Annotated in this window: 21 protein-coding genes; 10 read left to right on the plus strand and 11 right to left on the minus strand. The window is 73.1% G+C overall.

Translation table 11 applies throughout. From position 1 onward, the window contains the following. Positions 1 to 12: 12 nt before the first annotated feature. On the plus strand, positions 13 to 588 hold the full coding sequence (gene fxsA / locus ACH4G3_RS34100) for an FxsA family membrane protein (RefSeq protein WP_397628087.1): 576 nt from the start codon (positions 13 to 15) through the stop codon (positions 586 to 588). A 97-nt stretch (positions 589 to 685) separates the two neighbouring features. Here fxsA and ACH4G3_RS34105 read toward each other — a convergent pair whose 3' ends face one another. From ACH4G3_RS34105 to yczE, 4 genes are all read right to left on the minus strand, one after another. Then, positions 686 to 1,060, minus strand: coding sequence for an RNA polymerase-binding protein RbpA (locus ACH4G3_RS34105; protein WP_010046329.1), 375 nt, complete (start codon positions 1,058 to 1,060; stop codon positions 686 to 688). A gap of 266 nt (positions 1,061 to 1,326) precedes the next feature. After that, the gene (locus ACH4G3_RS34110; protein WP_397628088.1) at positions 1,327 to 2,673 is read right to left on the minus strand and encodes an MFS transporter; all 1,347 of its coding nucleotides are present in this window, start codon (positions 2,671 to 2,673) and stop codon (positions 1,327 to 1,329) included. Between the two features lie 49 nt (positions 2,674 to 2,722). Beyond that, entirely contained in the window at positions 2,723 to 3,490 is a 768-nt protein-coding gene (locus tag ACH4G3_RS34115; protein ID WP_397628089.1) for a glycerophosphodiester phosphodiesterase family protein, read from the minus strand. Beyond that, positions 3,487 to 4,140 carry a membrane protein YczE gene (gene yczE, locus ACH4G3_RS34120; RefSeq protein ID WP_397628090.1) on the minus strand — a complete coding sequence of 218 codons (654 nt, stop codon included), beginning with the start codon at positions 4,138 to 4,140 and terminating at the stop codon, positions 3,487 to 3,489. The genes ACH4G3_RS34115 and yczE overlap by 4 nt, the downstream gene beginning before the upstream one ends. A 98-nt stretch (positions 4,141 to 4,238) precedes the next feature. Between yczE and ACH4G3_RS34125 the strand changes: the two genes are divergently transcribed. Further along, positions 4,239 to 5,738, plus strand: coding sequence for an SCO1417 family PLP biosynthesis transcription factor (locus ACH4G3_RS34125; protein ID WP_397628091.1), 1,500 nt, complete (start codon positions 4,239 to 4,241; stop codon positions 5,736 to 5,738). Between the two features lie 44 nt (positions 5,739 to 5,782). Here the strand turns inward: ACH4G3_RS34125 and ACH4G3_RS34130 are convergent, their stop codons facing one another. Continuing rightward, positions 5,783 to 7,465: a hypothetical protein gene (locus tag ACH4G3_RS34130; protein WP_397628092.1), complete on the minus strand. Its 1,683-nt coding sequence runs from the start codon at positions 7,463 to 7,465 to the stop codon at positions 5,783 to 5,785. Positions 7,466 to 7,517: 52 nt separating this feature from the next. Then, positions 7,518 to 7,712 carry a hypothetical protein gene (locus ACH4G3_RS34135; RefSeq protein WP_003988891.1) on the minus strand — a complete coding sequence of 65 codons (195 nt, stop codon included), beginning with the start codon at positions 7,710 to 7,712 and terminating at the stop codon, positions 7,518 to 7,520. Between the two features lie 298 nt (positions 7,713 to 8,010). Here ACH4G3_RS34135 and ACH4G3_RS34140 point away from each other — a divergent pair, with 298 nt between their 5' ends. The 5 genes from ACH4G3_RS34140 to ACH4G3_RS34160 all read left to right on the plus strand — a co-directional run bounded on the left by ACH4G3_RS34140 (position 8,011) and on the right by ACH4G3_RS34160 (position 13,524). Then, positions 8,011 to 8,403: an ankyrin repeat domain-containing protein gene (locus ACH4G3_RS34140; protein ID WP_397628093.1), complete on the plus strand. Its 393-nt coding sequence runs from the start codon at positions 8,011 to 8,013 to the stop codon at positions 8,401 to 8,403. A 300-nt stretch (positions 8,404 to 8,703) separates the two neighbouring features. Continuing rightward, positions 8,704 to 10,122 carry a HEAT repeat domain-containing protein gene (locus ACH4G3_RS34145; RefSeq protein WP_397628094.1) on the plus strand — a complete coding sequence of 473 codons (1,419 nt, stop codon included), beginning with the start codon at positions 8,704 to 8,706 and terminating at the stop codon, positions 10,120 to 10,122. A gap of 209 nt (positions 10,123 to 10,331) precedes the next feature. Next, positions 10,332 to 11,459 (plus strand): glycosyltransferase family 4 protein, encoded by a 1,128-nt coding sequence (locus ACH4G3_RS34150; protein WP_397628095.1) that lies wholly within the window; start codon positions 10,332 to 10,334, stop codon positions 11,457 to 11,459. Then, positions 11,456 to 12,658, plus strand: coding sequence for a glycosyltransferase (locus tag ACH4G3_RS34155; protein ID WP_397628096.1), 1,203 nt, complete (start codon positions 11,456 to 11,458; stop codon positions 12,656 to 12,658). Before ACH4G3_RS34150 ends, ACH4G3_RS34155 begins: the two co-directional genes overlap by 4 nt. Beyond that, the gene (locus ACH4G3_RS34160) at positions 12,655 to 13,524 is read left to right on the plus strand and encodes an SGNH/GDSL hydrolase family protein (protein WP_397628097.1); all 870 of its coding nucleotides are present in this window, start codon (positions 12,655 to 12,657) and stop codon (positions 13,522 to 13,524) included. The genes ACH4G3_RS34155 and ACH4G3_RS34160 overlap by 4 nt, the downstream gene beginning before the upstream one ends. Before the next feature lie 32 nt (positions 13,525 to 13,556). Here ACH4G3_RS34160 and ACH4G3_RS34165 read toward each other — a convergent pair whose 3' ends face one another. From ACH4G3_RS34165 to ACH4G3_RS34185, 5 genes are read right to left on the minus strand one after another with little or no spacing between them, the layout of a single operon-like run. Further along, complete coding sequence (locus ACH4G3_RS34165; RefSeq protein ID WP_397628098.1) at positions 13,557 to 14,426, minus strand: 5-oxoprolinase subunit C family protein; 870 nt, start codon at positions 14,424 to 14,426, stop codon at positions 13,557 to 13,559. Continuing rightward, a complete protein-coding gene (locus ACH4G3_RS34170; protein ID WP_397628099.1) occupies positions 14,423 to 15,049 on the minus strand; it encodes a 5-oxoprolinase subunit B family protein in 627 nt (208 codons plus the stop codon). Before ACH4G3_RS34170 ends, ACH4G3_RS34165 begins: the two co-directional genes overlap by 4 nt. Next, positions 15,046 to 15,804, minus strand: a complete 759-nt coding sequence (locus tag ACH4G3_RS34175) for a LamB/YcsF family protein (protein ID WP_397628100.1) — start codon at positions 15,802 to 15,804, stop codon at positions 15,046 to 15,048. The genes ACH4G3_RS34170 and ACH4G3_RS34175 overlap by 4 nt, the downstream gene beginning before the upstream one ends. A 17-nt stretch (positions 15,805 to 15,821) precedes the next feature. After that, positions 15,822 to 16,655: a putative hydro-lyase gene (locus ACH4G3_RS34180; RefSeq protein WP_397628101.1), complete on the minus strand. Its 834-nt coding sequence runs from the start codon at positions 16,653 to 16,655 to the stop codon at positions 15,822 to 15,824. Next, positions 16,652 to 17,953: an MFS transporter gene (locus ACH4G3_RS34185; RefSeq protein ID WP_397628102.1), complete on the minus strand. Its 1,302-nt coding sequence runs from the start codon at positions 17,951 to 17,953 to the stop codon at positions 16,652 to 16,654. Before ACH4G3_RS34185 ends, ACH4G3_RS34180 begins: the two co-directional genes overlap by 4 nt. A gap of 170 nt (positions 17,954 to 18,123) precedes the next feature. Between ACH4G3_RS34185 and ACH4G3_RS34190 the strand changes: the two genes are divergently transcribed. From ACH4G3_RS34190 to ACH4G3_RS34200, 3 genes are read left to right on the plus strand one after another with little or no spacing between them, the layout of a single operon-like run. After that, positions 18,124 to 18,819, plus strand: coding sequence for a GntR family transcriptional regulator (locus tag ACH4G3_RS34190; RefSeq protein WP_397628103.1), 696 nt, complete (start codon positions 18,124 to 18,126; stop codon positions 18,817 to 18,819). A 53-nt stretch (positions 18,820 to 18,872) separates the two neighbouring features. Continuing rightward, positions 18,873 to 20,399 carry a hypothetical protein gene (locus ACH4G3_RS34195; RefSeq protein ID WP_397628104.1) on the plus strand — a complete coding sequence of 509 codons (1,527 nt, stop codon included), beginning with the start codon at positions 18,873 to 18,875 and terminating at the stop codon, positions 20,397 to 20,399. A 31-nt stretch (positions 20,400 to 20,430) separates the two neighbouring features. After that, complete coding sequence (locus ACH4G3_RS34200; RefSeq protein WP_397628105.1) at positions 20,431 to 21,312, plus strand: hypothetical protein; 882 nt, start codon at positions 20,431 to 20,433, stop codon at positions 21,310 to 21,312. Positions 21,313 to 21,334: the final 22 nt, after the last annotated feature.

Consider the following 21,334-nt stretch of genomic DNA (forward strand, 5'->3'; position numbering starts at 1 on the left):
CACACTGGAGACATGACGACTGGCGCTCAGACCCCCGGTAATCCCGCCCGGCCCCGGCGCTCCCGGCTGCGTACGTTCCTGCCGTTGGGCCTTGCCGCATGGCTGGTCCTGGAGATCTGGCTGCTCACGGTGGTCGCGGGGGCGTCGAGCGGGCTGGTGGTGTTCCTCGTCCTGGTGGCGGGCTTCGTCCTCGGCTCGGTCGTCATCAAGCGGGCCGGGCGGCGGGCCTTCCGCAACCTCTCGGAGACGCTGCAACAGCAGCAGAGCGGGGTGGCCCCCGCGGCTGCCCGGCCCAACAGCGAGGGCAACGGCCTGATGATGCTGGGCGGGCTGCTGCTGATGATCCCCGGCCTGGTGTCGGACGCGGTGGGCCTGCTCCTGCTGCTGCCCCCGGTCCAGAAGGCTGTGAGCCGCACGGCGGAGCGCACCTTCGAGCGCAAGCTCCGGGAGGCCGATCCGGGCACCCTGGGCGGCGCCTTCCAGCAGGCCCGGATGCACCGCCCCGACGGCAAGGTCGTCCAGGGCGAGGTCATCCGGGACGACCGGGGCGACGCGGCGCAGGAGCCGCGGCCGCCGCTGACGCACTGATCCGCGAGAGCGCATGACAAAACCGCGGGCGCCGTACTTCACGTACGGCGCCCGCGGTCTTGACGCGCTGTAACTTTCGGCCAGACCCCGGAGGGACTTACGCCGACTTGCGGCTGTCTCGGGGATGAATCGCGATGTTCATCGCCCCGGAGCGCAGAACCGCCAGGCGCTCCTCGAGGACCTCTTCGAGTTCCTCACGGGTGCGCCGCTCCATCAGCATGTCCCAATGCGTACGCGCGGGCTTGGCCTTCTTCTCTTCAGGGCCATCGCCGTCCACGAGGAGTGCCTGGGCCCCGCAGACCTTGCACTCCCACTCCGGCGGGATCTCCGCCTCGACCGAGAAGGGCATCTCAAACCGGTGCCCCTTCTCGCATGCGTACTCCACGGCCTGGCGCGGGGCCAGGTCGATGCCGCGGTCCGTCTCGTAGCTGGTCACCACGAGGCGCGTGCCGCGAAGAGCTCGCTCACTCATGAATCGTGCCTCCCGGGCTTGTCGCCCACAGGACAGGTGTCGCTGTCGTCGTCATCCGGTCAACGTCCGGTCGGCGGTAAAGATTCCCGTTCCGAGTCCCGTTCCGGGTCATGCGTCGCCGTCGTAGCCGCCCTTGTTGTACCCACCAGCGCCCGGTTTGTCACATCTGCTAGCAGATGTAACCCAGCGTTTCGGCATCTTTGACGCGCAGTAACGGTACGCCTGGCAGGCCAAACGCGTACACTACAGCCCTTTCGCCTTGAGTGCTAAATCCTGTCAGGAACCGGATTCCCCGCTTCCTCGATCGCACGCCGCACCGGAACCCGCGCGAGCAGGGCGAACCCGATGACGAAGAAGCCCACCAGCGAGATGATCGCGTCCCGGTAGCTCCCGGTCAGCTGATAGGTGAGCCCGAACAGCAGCGGCCCGAGCCAGCTCATTCCGCGGTCGCTCATCTCGTACGCGGAGAAGTATTCGGCCTCCTTGCCGGGCGGGACGAGATGGGAGAACAGGGACCGGGACAGTGCCTGACTGCCGCCGAGGACCAGGCCGATGCCGGCGGCCAGGGCGAAGAACCACACCGGCGCCCCGGCCGGCAGGAAGAACCCGGCCGCCAGCGTCACCGTCCACGCCACCAGCGAGCCGAGGATCGTGCGCTTGGCCCCGTAGGTCCGGGCCAGCCGGCCCATGGTCAGCGCTCCCGCCACCGCCAGCACCTGCACCAGCAGGACGGCGCCGATCAGGGTGGACTGCCCGAGGCCGAGTTCCTCGGAGCCGTAGACCGAGGCCTGGGAGATCACCGTCTGGATGCCGTCGTTGTAGACGAGGTACGCGAGCAGGAAGGCGAGGGTCAGCGGGTGGCGGCGCATGTCGCGGACGGTCGCTGCCAGCTGCCGGAAGCCGGGAAGGGCCGCCTCCCGCGCGGCGGACCTGCGATCGCGGAGCCGGGTCAGCGGGACGAGGGCGAACGCGCCCCACCACAGACCGGCCGATGCCAGGCAGATGCGGACCGCCGTGCTCTCGGAGACACCGAAACCGTCGTGCCCGGTGTAGAGGACCAGGTTGGCGACGAGGACCAGCGAGCCCGCCGCGTAGCCGCAGGCCCAGCCGCGGGAGGAGACCGCGTCCCGCTGCTCGGGCGGGGCGATCTGCGGCAGGTAGGAGTTGTAGAGCATCATCGCCACGGACTGCGCGGCGTTCGCGACGATCAGGAGCGTCCCGCCGAGCAGGTAGCGGTCGCCGTCCAGGAAGAACATGGCCGTCGTGGCCGTGGCCCCCAGGTAGGCGGCGGCCCCGAGGAGGGGCTTCTTGCGGCCGGTGCGGTCGGCGGCGGCGCCCACCAGGGGCATCACCAGCACGGCCACGATCACCGACAGGGACACCGAGTATGCGAAGAAGGATCCGGCGCGGACCGGGATGCCCAGGGGGTGGACGTACCCCTCGGCGTCCGCCGCCGACTCGGCGACCGAGGTGAGATAGGGGCCCAGGAACACGGTGAGCACGCTCGTCGAGTAGACGGAGCAGGCCCAGTCGTAGACGTACCAACCGCGCTGCTCGCGCTTCAGGCCGGCAGCGCCGTCGGCCGCTTCCGGACGCGCGGTGTCGGTGCCCACCCGTGCCCTCGCTTCCCCGTGAACGCGCAGAGGCGACCGGCCGGGGGTCTCAGACCCAGACGCCGCGGTCCTCCATGACCTTGCGCAACGTGTCGATGTGATCGGTCATGATGCCATCCACGCCGAGGTCCAGAAGCCGGTGCATGCTCTCCGGGTCGTTGACGGTCCACACGTGCACCTGGAGCCCGCGCGCGTGGGCGGCGCGGAGGAAGCGGTGGTCCACGACCTGTATGCCGGACTGGATCTCGGGCACCTGGGCGGCGACCGCCGAGCGGCGCACCGCGGCCGGCAGCCCCCAGGAGCGCAGCCGCAGATTGAGCACCCCCCGGGTGCCGTACGAGGTGGCCAGGCGCGGACCGGCCAGCCGCTGGGCGCGCACCACGCGGGCCTCGGAGAACGAGCCGAGGCAGATCCGGTCCCACGAGTTCGTCCGGCCGACCAGGTCGAGGAAGGGCAGCAGGGCGGCCTCCGCCTTGACATCGACGTTCCAGCGCACGTCCGGGAAGGTCTCCAGGAGCTCCTCGAAGAGCGGCACCGGTTCCTCGCCGGCCACGCGCGCGTGGCGCACCTCCTGCCAGGGCAGGTCGGCGATCCGGCCCGCGCCGTCCGTCACCCGGTCCAGGGTCGCGTCGTGGAAGGCGACGAGTGTGCCGTCCCGGGTGGCGTGGACGTCGGTCTCGATGTAGCGGTAGCCCGCCTCGACGGCGCACCGGAACTGCCGCACGGTGTTCTCCAGGCCGTCCGCGGCCCCGCCCCGGTGCGCGAAGGCGATCGGGCCGGGATGGTCGAGGTAGGGATGGCGTATCCGCGGGGTCACGGACGCAGTATCGCTCCTCGGGGTTGACCGGTGGCAACGACCGTGCTGCCGCCGGATGCCGCGGGGACGGCGAACACGCGCAGGAACAGCTGGGCGAGCGGGCCGATGGCCACCGCGTACAGGAGGGTGCCGGCTCCGACGGTGCCGCCCAGCGCGAAGCCGGTCGCCACGACCGTGAGCTCGATGCCGGTGCGCACCAGGCGGATCGAGACGCCCGTGAGCTGGTGGAGCCCCGTCATCAGGCCGTCGCGCGGGCCGGGGCCGAAGCGGGCCGCGATGTACAGGCCGGTCGCCGCGCCGTTCAGGACGATCCCCGCCACCAGCAGGCCCACGCGGACCGCCCAGCCGTGCGCGTCGGGCACCAGGGCCAGGGTCGCGTCCATCGCCATACCGATGACCAGCACGTTGGAGATCGTGCCCAGGCCCGGCCGCTGGCGCAGTGGGATCCACGCGAGCAGCACCGCGGCGCCCACGATGGTCAGCACGACACCGATCGACAGACCGGTCCGCTCGGCGAGCCCCTGGTGCAGCACGTTCCACGGCTCCAGTCCGAGGCCGGACCGGACCAGGAGCGCCGAACTCGCCCCGTACAGCGCGAGACCGACGTAGAGCTGCGTCAGTCGTCGGGCGAGCCGCCGCTGCGTGGACATGATGTGCCCCCCTGTTGGTAGTGGACTGATGCATGACACCCTGTGGCTTGGATGGAGAGGCCATCCATGGCCAATCCGGGGAAGGTGGACTGATTCTCATGGCGCAGTGGACCTCGGCCGTGGGTGCGGCACAGCTCGCGCGGTTGCTCAACTCCCAGCAGGACCGCCCGGCAGGGCCCGGCACGCGCCGGCCGCCCGCCTACCGCGCGCTCGCCGACGGCGTCCGCCTGCTGGTGCTCGAAGGGCGGGTCCCGGTGGCCGCCCGACTGCCCGCCGAGCGGGAACTCGCCCTCTCCCTGTCCGTCAGCCGTACGACGGTCGCCGCCGCGTACGAGGCTCTGCGCAGCGAGGGCTTCCTGGAGTCCCGGCGCGGCGCGGGCAGTTGGACGGCCGTACCGGCCGGGAACCCGCTGCCCGCGCGAGGGCTGGAACCGCTGCCGCCGGAGGCCCTCGGTTCGATGATCGACCTGGGCTGTGCGGCGCTTCCGGCCCCGGAGCCGTGGCTGACCCGGGCCGTGCAGGGCGCGCTGGAGGAACTGCCGCCGTACGCGCACACGCACGGCGACTACCCCGCGGGGCTGCCCGCGCTGCGGTCGATGATCGCCGAGCGCTACACCGCGCGCGGGATACCGACCATGCCCGAGCAGATCATGGTGACGACCGGGGCGATGGGCGCGATCGACGCGATCTGTCATCTGTTCGCCGGGCGGGGCGAGCGCATCGCCGTCGAGTCGCCCTCGTACGCCAACATCCTTCAGCTGATGCGGGAGGCAGGGGCCCGGCTCGTGCCCGTCGCGATGGCCGAGGGGCTCTCCGGATGGGACATGGACCGCTGGCGGCAGGTCCTGCGGGACGCCGCGCCCCGGATCGCCTACGTCGTCGCGGACTTCCACAACCCGACCGGTGCGCTCGCCGACGAGGACCAGCGGCGGCGCCTGGTCGACGCGGCCAGGTCCGCGGGGACCGTGCTGATCGCCGACGAGACGATGAGCGAGCTGTGGCTCGACCCGGACGTGCGGATGCCGCGGGCGGTGTGCGCCTTCGATCCGGCCGGGTCGACGGTGATCACCGTGGGGTCGGCGAGCAAGGCCTTCTGGGCCGGGATGCGCATCGGGTGGGTGCGGGCCGCGCCGGACGTGATCCGCAGTCTGGTCGCGGCGCGGGCGTACGCGGACCTCGGCACTCCGGTGCTGGAGCAGCTGGCCGTGAACTGGCTGTTCGGCACGAGGGGCTGGGAGCAGGCCGTTCAGGTGCGCAGGGAGCAGGCGCGGGAGAACCGGGACGAGATCGTGGCGGCGGTGCGGCGGGAGCTGCCCGGGTGGGAGTTCGAGGTGCCTCGTGGCGGGCTGACGCTGTGGGTGCGGACGGGCGGTCTGTCCGGGTCGCGGCTCGCGGAGGCGGGGGAGCGGGTGGGCGTGCGGGTGCCGTCCGGGCCTCGGTTCGGCGTGGACGGAGCGTTCGAGGGATATGTGCGGTTGCCGTTCACCGTGGGCGGTGCGGTGGCCGAGGAGGCGGCGGCGCGGCTGGCGGCGGCGGCGCGGATCGTGGAGGACGGGGGAGTGGGGGCCGGTGAGTCGCCGCGGACGTTCGTGGCGTAGGGCCCGGTCCCCGCAGCTGCGGGAACCGGCCTGACTGATGGCGGCTAGGACGTCTTGGTGGTTTTCGTCAGGACCGGGACCGGCTTTCGGTCTGCCGGTTCCGGCAGTACCGGTACTGGCTCGGCTTCCACCGGCTCCGGTTCCGCCGGCTCCGGCCCGACCAGCTCCGGTTCGCCCTGCGCCGGGTCCGGATCGGGCACCGTTTCCCCGTCCGCCGGTGTCGTGCGGGGCGGCAGGAGGTCCAGTACCGCCTGGCGGTGGGCGTCGGACGTCGCGTCGTCGTAGGGGTTGGGGGTGGCCGGGACCTGGAGGCGGTGGACCGGGCCGGTGCCCAGGCGGGCGTAGCCGCGGCCGGGCGGGACCTGGTCCACGGGGGTGGTGCGCGGGGGGACTCCCAGGGCGGACTCGACCTGGGCAGCTGTCGCCGGGCCGAGGACCACGCGCGCGCGGGTGTGCTGCCGTACGGCCTCGGTGAGGGCGTCGACGCTGTCGAGCTGGTCGGCCACCACCACCGTCACGTTCGCCGGGCGACCGTGCCGCAGGGGGACCTGGAGGAGGGTCTGCGGGTCCTTGCGGTCGTCGGCGGCGGCCAGATGGGTGAACGCCGTCGGGCGGTCCAGGAGGATCCACAGGGGACGCTTGGTGTCGTCGGGCGGCGGGTGGCCCGCCTGATGGGCGCGGTTGGCGGCGATGAGGCGGCGTTCGGTCTCGTGCGCGGCCCACTCCAGGCTGGCCAGCGCCCCGGTGAGCCCGCACTCGACGGCCAGGACGCCGTCCCGGCCGGTCAGGCAGGCGTACTCGCCGGTGCCGCCGCCGTCGACGATCACCACGTCACCGTGCTGGAGGGCCTGGAGGGCGATGGACCGCAGCAGGGTCGAGGTGCCGCTGCCCGGCTGGCCCAGGGCGAGCAGATGGGGCTCGGTCGAGCGCAGGCCCGTGCGCCAGACGACCGGGGGCACGTCCCGCTGCTGCGCGCCGAAGGTGAGGGGGAGCGTGCGCCGGACCTCGGTGGGGTCGGTGAAGCCGAGGACCGTCTCGCAGGGTGTGGTGACGAAACGCTGGGCGGCGATGTCGACGGGCAGCGGCAGGAGCACGCTGACCGTCAACTGGTTGCCCTCCTCGTCCCACGTGAAGTGGTACTCGCGGCCCCGGCCCGACTTGGCTGCGAGCAGGTGCTCGATCCGGGCCCGGGCCTCGGCCTCGCCGTCCGTGAAGTACGCCGGGTAGCGGACCACCAGGTGCGAGATCCGGCCGCCGCCGTCGAACGCGTAGGTGGGGAAGGCCTTGTCCCACGCACCGCCGTGGGCGTACAGCGGCTCGGGGTCCTCGGTGGAGGAGAAGTACGGCACGAGGGCCTCGTAGAGCGCTTGGAGGCGCTCGGTCTGCGACTCGTCGGGTCCCTCGGGAACCGTCGGCTTGCGGTCCCGTCCCGTCCAGGCCGCAGCCGCCATCAGAGTGACGGCGGCGAGCAGCGGTCCGTACGGCAGCAGTGCCACGACCAGGAGCACGGAGGCCACGAGGAACAGCAGCGCCCCCCGTCTCTCCCTGGGGGTCTCGGTCCATCTGCGCCGCCCGGCCACTGCCAGCCGGCGCAGACCGCGCGTGATCGTGATCAGCGGGTGGAGGATGTCCGTGGCACTGTCGGCCGCCGTCCGGGCCAGCTCCCGGCTCCGGGCGAGCTGCGCGCTGCCGTTGCTCAGAATGCGGGGGAGGGGGCGCCGGGCCACTGCTGCCTCCAGAGAGTGCGTACGGGCGGGATGCGTACGGGGGGCGGCGTCGTCAGAACTTGATTCCGCCGAGGAGGCTCGCCAGGCTCTCGCCGCCCGCCTTGATGCTCGGGGCGATGGCCGTGCTCGCCAGATAGAAGCCGAACAGCATCGTGACCACCGCATGCGAGGCCTTCAGGCCGTCCTTGCGGAAGAAGATGAAGACGACGATGCCGAGCAGGACCACGCCTGAGATGGAGAGGATCATTTGAGGTCTCCTGGTTCGCGGGGACAGTCACCATGAGTACTTCCAGGCTCACAGGATGTATCCATACGATAAAAGGTGCAACTGGGTGAAATGCGTACCATTTCCCCTGGCTGGCGGAGTGGCTCCCGGCTCGGTCGCGCTGGGCTCTTGCGCTCGGCTGGGTCTGTGGTGATCTTTACCTCGGGCACATCGGGTCATGTGCCGCGCGAGCCAGTACCCTGGCGATTCACTCGTACGGCTGCACCGGTCGCAGGCGTACGCACCCGACAGACGTGTGATGTGAGAGGCGGTCCGGCCGATGACCGAAGGCCCCGACCCCGAGGTCGTGGAGCTGGCGACCAAGATCTTCGATCTGGCCCGGCGGGGACAGACGGAGGCACTTGTGGCGTACGTCGACGCGGGCGTTCCGGCCGACCTCACCAACGACCGCGGTGACTCGCTCGTGATGCTCGCCGCCTACCACGGCCACTCCGAGGCGGTGCGTGCGCTGCTCGCCCGCGGAGCCGAGGCCGACCGGGTGAACGACCGGGGCCAGACCCCGCTCGCGGGAGCGGTCTTCAAGGGCGAGGCGGACGTCATCAAGGCCCTCCTGGAGGGCGGCGCCGACCCGTCCGCCGGCACCCCCTCGGCGGTCGACACCGCCCGGATGTTCGGCCGGACGGAATTGCTCGAACTGTTCGGCGAGCGCTGAGCCGGCCAGTCTGACCTGGAACGACAACGAAAACGGGGGAGGCGGGACGGGGCCGCCGAAATTTCGGTCGCGGCAGACGGAAGTGCCGAGTCATCATGACGACGTGGTTCACGGACGTGATGGTTGGGCAGGTGTTGCCGCACCGCGCGGGCCGTGAAGCGGTCCGCAAGGGCCACCGACGAGAGGCAGAGGAAGATGGTCTACAGCAAGCAGGAAACGGCGGACACTCCGACGTGTTGTCGCGCGGCCAGGTAGTACACGTCCCCGGTTGCGTCGACGCTTGATGTGAGGCTGTTTCCCATGTTCGATCCGGTCATAGCGCCCAGCGGTACGCTGCTCGGCCTGCTCCAGCGGGGCCGCGGCGACGGCACGCTGCACGCGCTCACCGCCCCGCGCCCCGAGGCGCTCGCGGCGTTGAACCAGTGCGTGCTGCGCGATCCCCGCCACGACTGGCAGGTGGAGAACCGCTCCCTCTACTACGCCCGCCTCTACCTCGACCTGAACGGCGAGCTCGACGAGATCGAGGCCCACCTCTTCGGCGCCGAGGACGTCCTCGACGCCGACGAGTCCCGCACCGGGCTCGCCCTCGCCGTCCTCGGGCACCTCGCCTCCTACGGCAGGCGGGACGCGCTCGAACTGCTGCGCAGGTACGCCGCCCACGGCTCCAACTGGGCCTGGGCCCTCGACGAACTGGCCCTCAGGGACGACGACGCGGGCCTGCGCGCCCTCGCCGCACCCGTCCTCGCGCGGTTCCCGGCCGATCCGGAGGGCGACGCCGAGCTGGCCGCCGCCGTCCGGGACGCCTTCGAACCACGGCCGTGGCGGCTGTGGGCCGAGGACCCCCGCGAATCCGTCGCCACACGCGTGCGCGCCGCCCACGAGACGGGCTGTTTCGACCGCTGGCAGCGGCAGATGCGGCCGGCCGGCCCCCGCCCAGGGTGGAGTGTGCAGGCCGTCTTCGAATGGGCCCAGCAAGGCCTCGAACGGGGCGCCGCACTCCATGTCCCGGCCGCCCGCTGTCTCACCGCCGTGGCGGGCCCCGAGGACCGGGCCGAGATCATCCAGGCGGCGAAGGACGGCGGCGACGGAGCCCGGTGCACCGCCCTGCGCTACCTCGCCGACGGCAACGATCCCGACGTCCTCGGCCTGATCGAGGGCGCCGTGGCCACCGGCTCGACGGTGGTCGTGGACGCCGCCGTCGCCGCCTTCGAACGCATGCGCTCGCTCGCCGCCGTGGACCAGGCGCGCGGCTGGGCCCGGCGGCCGGACGCGCTGGGGGCCGCCGCCGGACGCGTCCTCGCCTGCCGGGGCGGGGCGCAGGACCGCGACCTGGTCCTCGCGGCGCTACGCGAAGCCGTACGGGGCGACGGCCCCGACGCGCCGACCCTGTGGACCCTGGTCGACGGCACCGGACGGCTCGGCATCGCCTGTGCCGCGCCCGTGCTCCGCCACATCTACCGCGAGACCGCCTCCTCCCATCTGCGCGGCCGGGCCGCCCGTGCCCTCGCCGCCACCGACCCCTCCTTCGCCACCGGCTTCGCCGTCGAGTGCCTGTGGGACTGCGAGGAGACCACCCGGGAGATCGCCGCCCGGCACGCCGAGACCGGAGACGCCCGTGTCGTCGAGCGACTGCGCCGGCTCGCCGCCGACCCTGCCGAGGAGGCCGAGGTCCAGACGGCCGTACGGAGCCGGATCGGTCCCGAGGAGACCGCTGTGTGACCCCCCTCTGCGTGAGCGTGTGACCCCCTTCGTGCAAGAGCGCCAGGGCGGAATCAGGCCGCCCGGGTGAACGGGGGATGACTCGCGGGTCAGGAGCGCATGGACGCGGCCTGACCTGCGCGGGTGCGCCTCAGAACGCTCATAGGACGTTCCTCGTCCGGAAAGATCCACGTTGACGCGGCCACGTCCGGCACGGCGAGAACACCGGTATGCGTGTCGTCATCGTGACCGAATCCTTTCCCCCCGACGTGAACGGCGTGGCCCACTGCGCGCTCCAGACCGCCCGGCACCTCGTCGATCGCGGTCACGCCCCCGTCGTCGTCGCCCCGGCCCCCGCGCCGGGCAACAAGCCCGACGCGTCCGCGCCGTGCCCCGTCGTCCACGTCCCCTCCCTCCCGCTCCCCGGCTACCCCCAGGTCCGCGTAGCCCTCCCCAGCCGCCGCCTGGCCGCCACCCTCATCGAGCACCGTGCCGATGTCGTCCACCTCGCCAGCCCCTTCGTCCTCGGTGTGCGCGGCATGGCCGCCGCCGCCCGCCTCGGCATCCCCGCCGTCGCCGTCTACCAGACCGACCTGGCCGGATACGCCCGTACCTACATGGGCGCCGGAGAGGCCGCCGCCTGGCGGCGCATCCGCTCCGTCCACGGCGCCGCCGACCTCACCCTCGCCCCCTCCAGCGCCGCCCTGAACGACCTGGAGACGCACGGAGTGCCCCGGGTCAAGCTGTGGCCGCGCGGCGTGGACACCGCACGTTTCCGGCCCGACCGCCGCGACGAGGCCCTGCGCCGCGAACTCGCCCCGAACGGTGAGCTGATCGTCGGCTACGTCGGCCGGCTCGCCCCCGAGAAGCAGGTCGAACTCCTCGCCGGCGCCTGCGGCCTGGAGGGCGTCCGGGTCGTGGTCGTCGGCGACGGCCCGAGCCGGCCCGGCCTGGAGCAGGCGCTGCCCGGCGCGGTCTTCCTCGGCCGCCGTACCGGTGACGACCTCGCCCGGGTCTTCGCCTCGTTCGACGTCTTCGCGCACACGGGCCCCTTCGAGACCTTCTGCCAGACGGTGCAGGAGGCCATGGCCAGCGGCCTGCCGGTGGTGGCGCCCGCAGCGGGCGGGCCGCTGGACCTGGTCGCCCACGGGCGCACCGGCCTGCTGGTGCCGCCGCGCGACGCGACCGCCGTACAGGACGCGGTGCGGTCCCTGGCCGCCGACGCCGGGCTGCGGGCCGCCTTCGGGGCCGCCGGGCGCGCCACCGTGGAGGGCCGCACCTGGGCGGCCGTCGGGGACCAGCTGATCGGGCACTACGCGAACGTGCTCGCCGGGCGCAGGACGGCGGTGGCGGCATGAGCCACTGGCGTTCGGGTGACAGCAGCCGCGGCCGCCAGTCGCTGCGGATCGTGCGGCTCGCCAACTTCGTCGCGCCCGCGTCCGGCGGCCTGCGCACCGCCCTGCGCGAACTGGGCAAGGGCTACAAGACGGCCGGGCACGAGCCCGTCCTCGTGGTCCCCGGCGAGCGGATGACCGACCAGGAGACCGAGCAGGGGCGGGTGATCACCCTTCCCGGGCCGCTGCTGCCCGGCACCGGCGGCTACCGCGTGCTCGCCGACAAGCGGCGGGTGGCCCGGCTCCTGGAGGAAGTCGCGCCGGACCGGCTGGAGGTGTCCGACCGTACGACCCTCAGGTGGACCGGCAAGTGGGCGCGGCGCGCCCGGGTCCCGGCCGTGATGGTCTCCCACGAGACCGCCGACGGTGTGCTGCGCACCTGGGGCCTGCCCGAGGGGGCCGCCCGGCGTGCCGCCGACGCCCTCAACGTCCGTACGGCACACACGTACGCGCGCGTGGTGTGCACCACCGAGTTCGCAGAGCGGGAGTTCGTGCGCATCGGGGCACGCAACGTCGTCCGCGCCCCGCTGGGCGTCGACCTGGTGCAGCGGCATCCCGCGCTGCGCGATCCGGAACTGCGGGCGCGGCACGCGCGCGTGGACGAGACGCTGCTGGTGATGTGCTCGCGGCTGTCCGTGGAGAAGCGGCCCGGCACGGCGCTGGACGCCCTGGAGGCCCTGCGGCGACGCGGACGCCGGGCGGTGCTGGTGGTGGCCGGGGACGGACCGCTGCGCGCCCGGCTCGAACAGCGGGCCCGGGAGAGCGGCCTGCCGGTCACCTTCCTCGGGCACGTCTCCGACCGCGGGCTGCTCGGCGCCCTGCAGGCGTCCGCCGACGTGGCCCTGGCGCCGGGTCCCGCCGAGACGTTCGGGCTCGCCGCGCTGGAGGCCATGGCGTGCGGCACGCCGGTGGTTGCGAGCGCGTCGTCCGCGCTGCCGGAGGTGATCGGCTCCGCCGGAGCGGTCGCGGCGGACCATGGAGAGGCCTTCGCGGACGCCGTGGACCTGCTGCTGGAACGTCTGGAGGCGGACCGGCGCGAGCGGGCACGGGCGCGTGCGGAGTGCTTCGGGTGGGACGCGGCGGTCGACGCGTTTCTCGCCGCCCACGACGCGGCTGTCCCGGTGCGTCCGGTTCCGCCCTTCGTGCCCGGGGGCGTGGCATGAGACCCCCGCGGTTCGAAGGGCCCGTGAGGTTCGTGGCCCTCGGGGACTCGCTCACCGAGGGCGTGGGGGATCCCGTCGGCGACGGGGCCTGGCGCGGCTGGGCCGCGTTGCTCGCGGACGGGCTCGCCGAGGAGCCGGTCGCGTTCACCAACCTCGCGGTGAGCGGGTCGCAGACCCGGGACGTGCTGGAGCGGCAGTTGCCCGCCGGGCTGGCCCTGAAGCCCGACCTCGTGTCCGTCGTCATCGGCGTCAACGACACCCTGCGCTGCACCTTCGACATCCAGGCCGTGGCCGCCCGGCTCGACCAGGTGTACGCGGCCTTCAGCGAGCAGGGCGCGGTCCTGCTCACCGCCTGCCTGCCCGACCCGGGCACGATGCTCGGGCTGCCGGGGGCACTCGCCCACCCGCTGGCGCGGCGGCAGCGGGCCGTGAACACGGTCGTCCACGCGCTGTCCGACCGGTACGGAGCTGTGCACCTGCACGCCTGCGAGGGCGACTGGATCACGGACCGGGCCCTGTGGAGCGCGGACCGGCTGCACCCCGGGGAGCGCGGGCACCGGCAGTTGGCCCTGCGCTTCCACGCGCTGCTCGAGGAACACGGCCTCGCGACGGGGCCCGCGCCCTCGGCCGAGCCCGGGTTCCCCGGCCCGACCAGGTCGGCGAGCCTGTGGTGGCTGGCCACGGCGGGCACCGGCTGGGTGGCCCGCCGGTGCACCGACCTGCTGCCCCAGCTCCTGACACTCGCCGCCGACGAGCTCCGGCACCGCGCCCGGGGCACGAGCGCCCGGCTCGACCTGAGGGCCTCCGCGGCCGTGTCCGCCGCGCTCGCCGCCCTCTCGGTGGCGGAGCAGCCGGACGCGGCCTGACAGCCGGTGGCGACCGACGGGGGCCGGCCGGTTCAGCGGCGTCGTACGGCCACGAAGCGGACCGGCGTGCCCGGAACCGCCTGGGCGGCGGCCGCGAGGTCGGCGGCGCGGACCACCGCGATCACCGGATACCCCCCGGTGGTCGGGTGGTCGGCGAGGAACACCACCGGCCTGCCGTCGGGCGGGACCTGGACGGCGCCCAGCACCATGCCCTCGCTGGGGAGTTCCCCGGGCCGGACCCGCTCCAGGGCGGCCCCCTCCGTGCGCAGCCCGATGCGGTTGCTCGCCGGGGACACCCGGTAGGGACGCGAGACGAAGGCGCGTACGGCCTGAGGCGTGAACCAGCCGTCGCGCGGCCCGAGTGTCACCCGCAGGACCAGCTCGGCCGGTGGCGCCGGCTGTGGGGCGACGTCCACGGGCGCGTGCACGCCTGTCGGCCGGCCCAGGGGAAGCACCGTGCCGTCCGTGAGAGGGGGCGGGCCGAGCCCCGACAGCAGGTCGGAGGAGCGGCTGCCGAGCACCGGCTCGACGGCGACGCCCCCGCAGACGCCCACGTAGCTGCGCAGGCCCGACGCGGCAGGTCCGACGTCCAGCAGGGCCCCGCCGGGCACGCGCACCGGCGCGCCCCAGGCGGCGGGCCGTCCGTCCACCGTGACCCGGCAGGGCGCGCCCGCCACGGCCATGGTGACGGTGGAACGGGGGCGCAGGGCACAGCCGTTGACGGTCGTCTCCAGCACGGCCGCCGCGGGCGGGTTGCCCGTCAGCCGGTTGACGAGGTCCGCCGCGGGGCGGTCCAGAGCCCCGGATCGTGGCACACCGAGGTGGGCGTGCCCGGGGCGCCCCAGGTCCTGCACGGTGGTCAGGGCCCCGGCCCGTACGACGGCGAGCGCTCGGTCGCTCATGGCCGCCCCACCGGCTCGACGGGGACGAACCGCACGCGCGTGCCCGGCGACAGCAGCGCGGCCGGCACGCGCGCGTGGTCCCACAGGACGGCGTCCGTCGTGCCGATCAGCTGCCAGCCGCCTGGCGACGAGCGCGGGTACACGCCGGTGTACGGGCCCGCCAGCGCGACCGAACCGGCCGGGACGGCCGTGCGCGGGGTGGCGCGGCGGGGTACGTCGTAGCGCGGCGGCAGCCCGGTGAGGTAGCCGAAGCCGGGGGCGAAGCCGCAGAAGGCGACCCGGAACTCCGTCCCCGCGTGGATGCGGGCGACCTCATGCTCCGGCACGCCCCAGTGCGCGGCGACGTCGGCCAGGTCCGGTCCGTCGTAGCGCACCGGGAGCTCGACCACGGCACCCGCGCGTGGGGGAGCCGGCGGCAGCTCGGCGGCGGTCAGTTCCGCGGCCACCCGGGCGGGGGCGTCGAGGCCGTCGAGGAGGACCGTGCGGGCCGCGGGCACGATCTCGCGGGCCGACAGCGAGCCCTCCGCGCGACGGCGCAGCAGCTCGGCGTGCAGGGCTTGGGCCTCGTCGCCCGAGGAGACCTCGACGAGCAGGGCGTCCTCGCCGACGGGCAGGACCTTCATGCGAAGGCCTCCACCCGGACGCCCGACGCCTCCAGCCGCTCCCGCACCCGGCGGGCCAGCTCCACCGCGCCGGGTGTGTCGCCGTGCAGGCACAGGGAACGCGCGCGTACCTCGATCCGGGTCCCCGAGTGGGAGACGACCTCGCCGTGGCGGGCCATGCCGAGCGACCGTTCCACGACGGTGTCGGGGTCGGTGACGACCGCGCCGTCCAGGGTCCGCGGCACGAGCGTGCCCTCGTCGGTGTACGCCCGGTCCGCGAACGCCTCCGTGACGACCGGCAGCCCCGCCTTCCCGGCGTGTTGCAGCAGGCGCGAGCCGGGCAGGCCGAGCACGGGCAGGGTGGCGTCCGCGAGGAGCACGCCGTCGACGACCGCGGCGGCCTGCTCCTCGTCGTGCACGACCCGGTTGTAGAGCGCGCCGTGCGGTTTCACGTAGGCCACCCGGGCACCCGCCGCGCGGGCGAAGACCTCCAGGGCGCCGATCTGGTAGGCCACCTCGGCCGCCAGCTCGGCGGACGGCACGTCCATCGCGCGCCGCCCGAACCCGGCCAGGTCCCGGTAGGACACCTGGGCGCCGATCCGGACGCCGCGCTCGGCCGCCAGCTCGCACACCCGGCGCATGGTGGCCGCGTCCCCGGCGTGGAAGCCGCACGCCACGTTGGCGCTGGTGACGACCGACAGCAGCCGTTCGTCGTCGGTGAGCCGCCAGCGGCCGAAGCCCTCGCCGAGGTCGGCGTTCAGGTCGATGCAGGCCATGAATCCAGTGTCTCCTGTCAGGCCACGCGGTACTGCTCGTCGCGGGCGTCGGTGAGGAACATCTGCCCGGGGGCGTGGGTGAGCGCGAACGGCGGGCGCGAGGCCATCACGGCCGCCTGCGGGGTCACTCCGCAGGCCCAGAACACCGGGATGTCGTCCGGCTCGGCGGCCACCGGGTCGCCGAAGTCGGGGCGGCCGAGGTCGTCGATGCCGAGGCCCGAGGGATCGCCGCAGTGCACGGGGCTGCCGTGCACCGCCGGCAGCAGACCGCTCTCCCGGATCGCCGCCGCCAGGTGCTCCGGCGGCACCGGCCGCATGGACACCACCATCGGGCCGTGCAGCCGCCCCGCCGGACGGCACTGCCGGCCGGTGACGTACATCGGGACGTTGCGGCCCTGCTCGACGTGGCGGATCGGAACGCCCGCCTCGCTCAGCGCCCACTCGAAGGTGAAGCTGCACCCGATCAGGAACGACACCAGGTCGTCCCGCCAGTACGCGCGCACGTCCGTCGGCTCGTCCACCAGCTCGCCGTCCCGCCACACCCGGTAGCGCGGCAGGTCGGTGCGCAGGTCCGCGCCCTGAGCGAGCACGGTGGTCCAGGACCCCGCGTCCGTGACGTCGAGGACCGGGCAGGGCTTGGGGTTGCGCTGGCAGAACAGCAGCATGTCGTAGGCCCAGTCGGCGGGCACCGAGATCAGGTTGGTTTGGGTCTGGCCCGCAGCGACCCCGGCGGTGGGGCCCGTCAGGCCCTCCCGGAAGCGGGCCCGGGCCGTTTCCGGGCTCCACGCGCGCGCGTGCTCGTCGGCGAGGACGACGGGACGGTCCCCGGTCTCGGTACTCGTGCGGTTCATGTGAGCTCCTTCCCGCGCGTCTCCGGCAGCCCGAGCAGCGCCAGCGCCGCGATGCCGTAGCCGATCGCCCCGAAGACCAGCGCGCCGCCCACGCCCCAGCTGTCGGCCAGGAAACCGACCGTCGTCGGGAAGACGGCACCCACCGCGCGCCCGGTGTTGTACGTGAAGCCCTGTCCGGTTCCGCGCACCGCCGTCGGGTACAGCTCGCTCAGGTACGAGCCGAAGCCGCTGAAGATCGCCGACATGCAGAAGCCGAGCGGGAAACCGAGCACCAGGATCAGGGTGTTGGCGCCGCTCGGGATGTTCGCGTACGCCACGATGCAGATCGCCGACAGCAGGGCGAAGAGCCAGATGTTGCGCCGCCGGCCCAGCTTGTCGGTGAGGTAACCGCCCGTCAGATAGCCGATGAAGGCACCCGATATCAGGAACGTCAGATAGCCGCCGGTGCCGACGACCGACAGGTTGCGCTCGGACTTGAGGTAGGTGGGCACCCAGGTGGCGAGCGTGTAGTAGCCGCCCTGGACGCCGGTCGAGAGCAGCACCGCGAAGACGGTCGTCCGCAGCAGGCCGGGCTTGAAGATCGCCGTGAACGAGCCCTTCTCCGCGCTCTGTTCACGAGCGGCGGCCGCCTCGGGCGCGTCGTGCACACTGCGCCGCACCCAGATGACGAGCAGCGCGGGCAGCGCCCCGGTCCAGAACATGATGCGCCAGGCCAGATCGTCGCCGGCCACCGAGAAGATGACGGTGTAGGCGATCACGGCCATTCCCCAGCCCACGGCCCAGGAGCTCTGGATCGCGCCGAGGGTGCGGCCCCGGTGCCTGGCGCTCGCGTACTCGGCGACCAGGATCGCGCCGACCGCCCACTCGCCGCCGAAACCGAGGCCCTGGAGGGCGCGGAAGACCAGCAGTGTCTCGTAGTTGGGCGCGAAGCCGCAGGCGACGGTGAAGACCGCGTAGGTGATCACCGTGAGCATCAGCGCCTTCACCCGGCCGATGCGGTCCGCGAGGACGCCCGCGAGGGCGCCGCCGATCGCGGAGACCACCAGGGTGACCGTCGTGAAGAGGCCGGTCTGGCCGCTGCTCAGCCCGAAGTAGGCGGAGAGCGCGACCATGCTCAGCGGCAGCGTGAAGTAGTCGTACGAGTCCAGGGCATAGCCGCCGAAGGCACCGGCGAACGCGCGTCGGCCGCGCGGCCCCAGGGCGCGCAGCCAGCCGAACGCACCGTCACCGGCGGTGTGTCCGGCCGCGTCGGGGCGCGTGTCGTCGGTCAGGGCCTGCGGTGGAGGAGTCGTGCTCATGGGCACCTCGAAGGGGGGACGGAGGGTGCTTCGGACTGAGCAGTGGGGGTGCTCTGAGAGTGAGCCCGGCCGCTTCGGGAGCGAGCCGTGCCTAGCACCGTAGAGGATTGTTCAACGATCCCTCAATACCTATGTTGGTTCGTTCTTGAAATCTGCGATTGAATTCCGGCATGCCAGAGCAGCTGAGGGACCTCTCCGACGACCGGGCTCTCCTGGGTCGCACCAGCACCGCCGAACGCGTCTCGGACATCCTCAGGAGCCGGATCGCCGAGGGCTACTTCCCGCCCGGGACCCGGCTGTCCGAGGACAGCATCGGCGGCGCGCTCGGTGTCTCCCGCAACACGCTGCGCGAGGCGTTCCGGCTGCTCACGCACGAACGCCTGCTCGTCCACGAGCTGAACCGGGGCGTTTTCGTCCGGGTCCTGACCGTCGAGGACGTCGAGGACATCTACCGCACCCGAAGGCTCGTCGAGTGTGCCGTCGTGCGGGGCCTCGGCGAGCCGCCCTACGGCCTCGACGGGCTCGCCGGCGCCGTGCAGGAGGGCCGGCAGGCGGCACGGGAAGGCGACTGGAAGGGTGTGGGCACGGCCAACATCCACTTCCACCGGGAACTGGTCGCCCTCGCGGCGAGCGAGCGCACCGCCGAGCTGATGCGGAGTGTGTTTGCCGAACTGCGCCTCGCGTTCCACGTGGTGGATGAACCGCAACAGTTGCACGAGCCGTACATCGCGCGAAATGTCAAGATTCTTGAGGCGCTTCAGGCGGGGGACCGGGACGAGGCCGAGCGTCTGCTCGCCGGTTACCTCGACGACTCGCTGGAACGGGTCGTCGAGGTGTACCGGCGGCGGGTCGGCGAGGACGGCTGACGAGGCCCACGCCGTTTGGGTCGTTGTCAGACCCAGGACCTAGTCTGTGCACCGTGACTTCGCCTGCATCGACGGACAGCGTTCCGCCCCAGCTCAGCGCGGGGCCGCGCCCCGCCTTGGGGCCGGCCGCCGACGAGGGCCTGGCGCGCCGCCTGCGCGCACTCGCCTGCACCGCGCCGCTGCACGACCTCGACGCGCGCAAGGCCAACCTCGCCGGTGAGTACTCGGTGTACGGCATGGCGGAGGTCGCCCTCGCGGCCATCGACCTCGTCACCCTCAACATGGACTTCGACACGGGCGCGGACCACGACCAGATCGTCGCCCGCCTCATCCCGCGCATCGCCGCCCAGGCCCCGCGGCGGCCCGCCGCCGAGCACGAGCGGGTGGCCCGCTGGGTCCTGGAGAACCTGATCAACGTCGGCAGCGTCGACCGCGGCTTCCGCGCGGTGTACGGCACGTTCGGGGCGGACGGCACGTATGTGCGCCGTGACTACGACTTCAAGCTGATCGAGGAGGTCCCGGGCCCGGGCGGCACGGTCTACCTGCGCACGACGGACGAGGCGGTCAACGTCCTCGTCGGTGCCCTCGACACGGACGTCACCAGCGCGCAGATCGCCGCCGAGGTCAAGCTGGAGGTGCTGATCAGCCGCGGCCGGCTCGCCGACGCCCAGCTCGCGGCCGAACAGGCCCGCTACCGCACCGTGCAGTACTCGGAGACCCTGCGCCGCGCCCTGGAGGCGACCCGGCGCAACGTGCGCGCGGTGGACTGGCTCACCACCGTGCCCGACATGATCGCCGAGGCCCTCGAGCACGTGGCCGACCGCTATCGCCACGAGAACGCGATCCTCACGAACATCCGCAAGGCCCGCGACGAGTCCGAGGAGCCCGAGCACAAGCGTCGCGCCGCCGAGCTCGTCGACATCGTCAAGGACTGCATCCGGCGGCACACGCAGTTGCAGTCCCGGCTGCTCGAGGCCGGCCCGCTGTTCCGCGCCGAGCAGGACCGGCAGGCCTTCGCCACGCCGGCGACCGCCTCCGGGATCGACCTCTACGGGCATCTCGTCTCCCCCGTCCTGCCGCTGCCGCTGGAGCAGGCCGTGCGGGTCACGGACGCGTTCTTCGGCCACGGCACCGGGTTGCGTACGCCGGTGTCCGTCCGGGTCGGGGACCTTGTCGACATACTGCTGACGCCGCCGGTGGAGCGGGAGCACCTGGGTGCGGAGATGCCCGAGCCGGACCTCATCGCCACGCCCGACGACAGCCGGTTCAGCGAGGAGCAGATGGCGGCCGCGCAGGAGCTGCTCGACCTGCCGGCGGACGCGCCGCGCCGGTTGTCCGGGCTGCTGGCCGAGGCCCGGCGGCAGGATCCCGAGCTGCCGTATCTCGTGGCCCTGCTGGCGGTGCACGCGGCCAGTCCGCCGGTCGGTACGGCCTATCGCCAGGGCGAGCAGAAGCTGCTGTTCGCCGTGGACGACGGGACCGAGCTCGACGATCCGGAGTTCGGCGGAGCGGATCTGATCGTCGGTACCGCGCTGCTGGACGCGGCGGGGATGGCGGCGGACCGGACGGAAGCAGCATGAGTCAGTACGAGTGGCACAAGGAGTCCCGACCGTGAGCGAGCATGTCGAGTGGAGTGAGCCGGAAGTCCCGGCCCCGACGGCCCCGGCCGCCGTCACTCCCGCCGACGCCGCCGACGCGGCTCGGCTCGTGTCCTTCGGGCTGCAGCCCAAGCTCCAGCCCGCGCGCGACCAGGAGTACGCGGACCTGCTGCGGCGCTACCGGGAGGACCCGCCCTTCGCGCGGCTCGCCGACGCCGTGGCGACCGGGCTGGGGCTGATCGTGCTGGAGGTGTCCCCGCGCGCGGGCATGGCCGTGACCGCCGCCGAGGACTCGGTGTTCGCCGTCCGCATGGGTGACTACGCGCGTCGTACGTCCGCCGACGGCGGCGACCGGTTCCTGCACGGGCTCGCCCATCTCGCCGTCGCCGCCATGGCGTTCCCGCGCCCCGAGGACCTCGCCGACGACGGCTACATCGGCCGCGTCACGGTCAACGGCGTCGACGCCTTCGTCCGCCAGGCCTGCCGCCGGCTGGAGGAGCGCGCCGCCGAACAGGGCGAGAACACCGACCCGGCCACCGACGCGCCCGGTCTGGAGGCCGCCTGGCGGATCTGGGTGCGGCGCAGCTCCACCGGGGCCACCAAGGACGCGCGCCGGCTCGCCGGTTCGACCACCGGCATCGTCGCCAAGGCCGTCGCGTTCCTCACCGACTCCGGTTTCCTCCAGCGCACCGGCGACGACAACGGCGGCACGTACCGCACGACCGCCCGCTACCAGCTCCAGGTCCGCGACATGGCCGGCAGTGCCGCCCTGGCCGAGCTGCTGGAGCTGGGCGTCGTCCCGGTCACCGACGGCACACCGACGCTGCTGCCCCCCGAGGAGAGCGACGACCTGGACCTGGTCGCCGACGCCGGGCTGCCGTTCCACTCCTCCTGACCCCCCACCTCACGAAGCCTTA

Source organism: Streptomyces afghaniensis (assembly GCF_044327915.1).
Classification (GTDB): Bacteria; Actinomycetota; Actinomycetes; order Streptomycetales; family Streptomycetaceae; genus Streptomyces; species Streptomyces afghaniensis.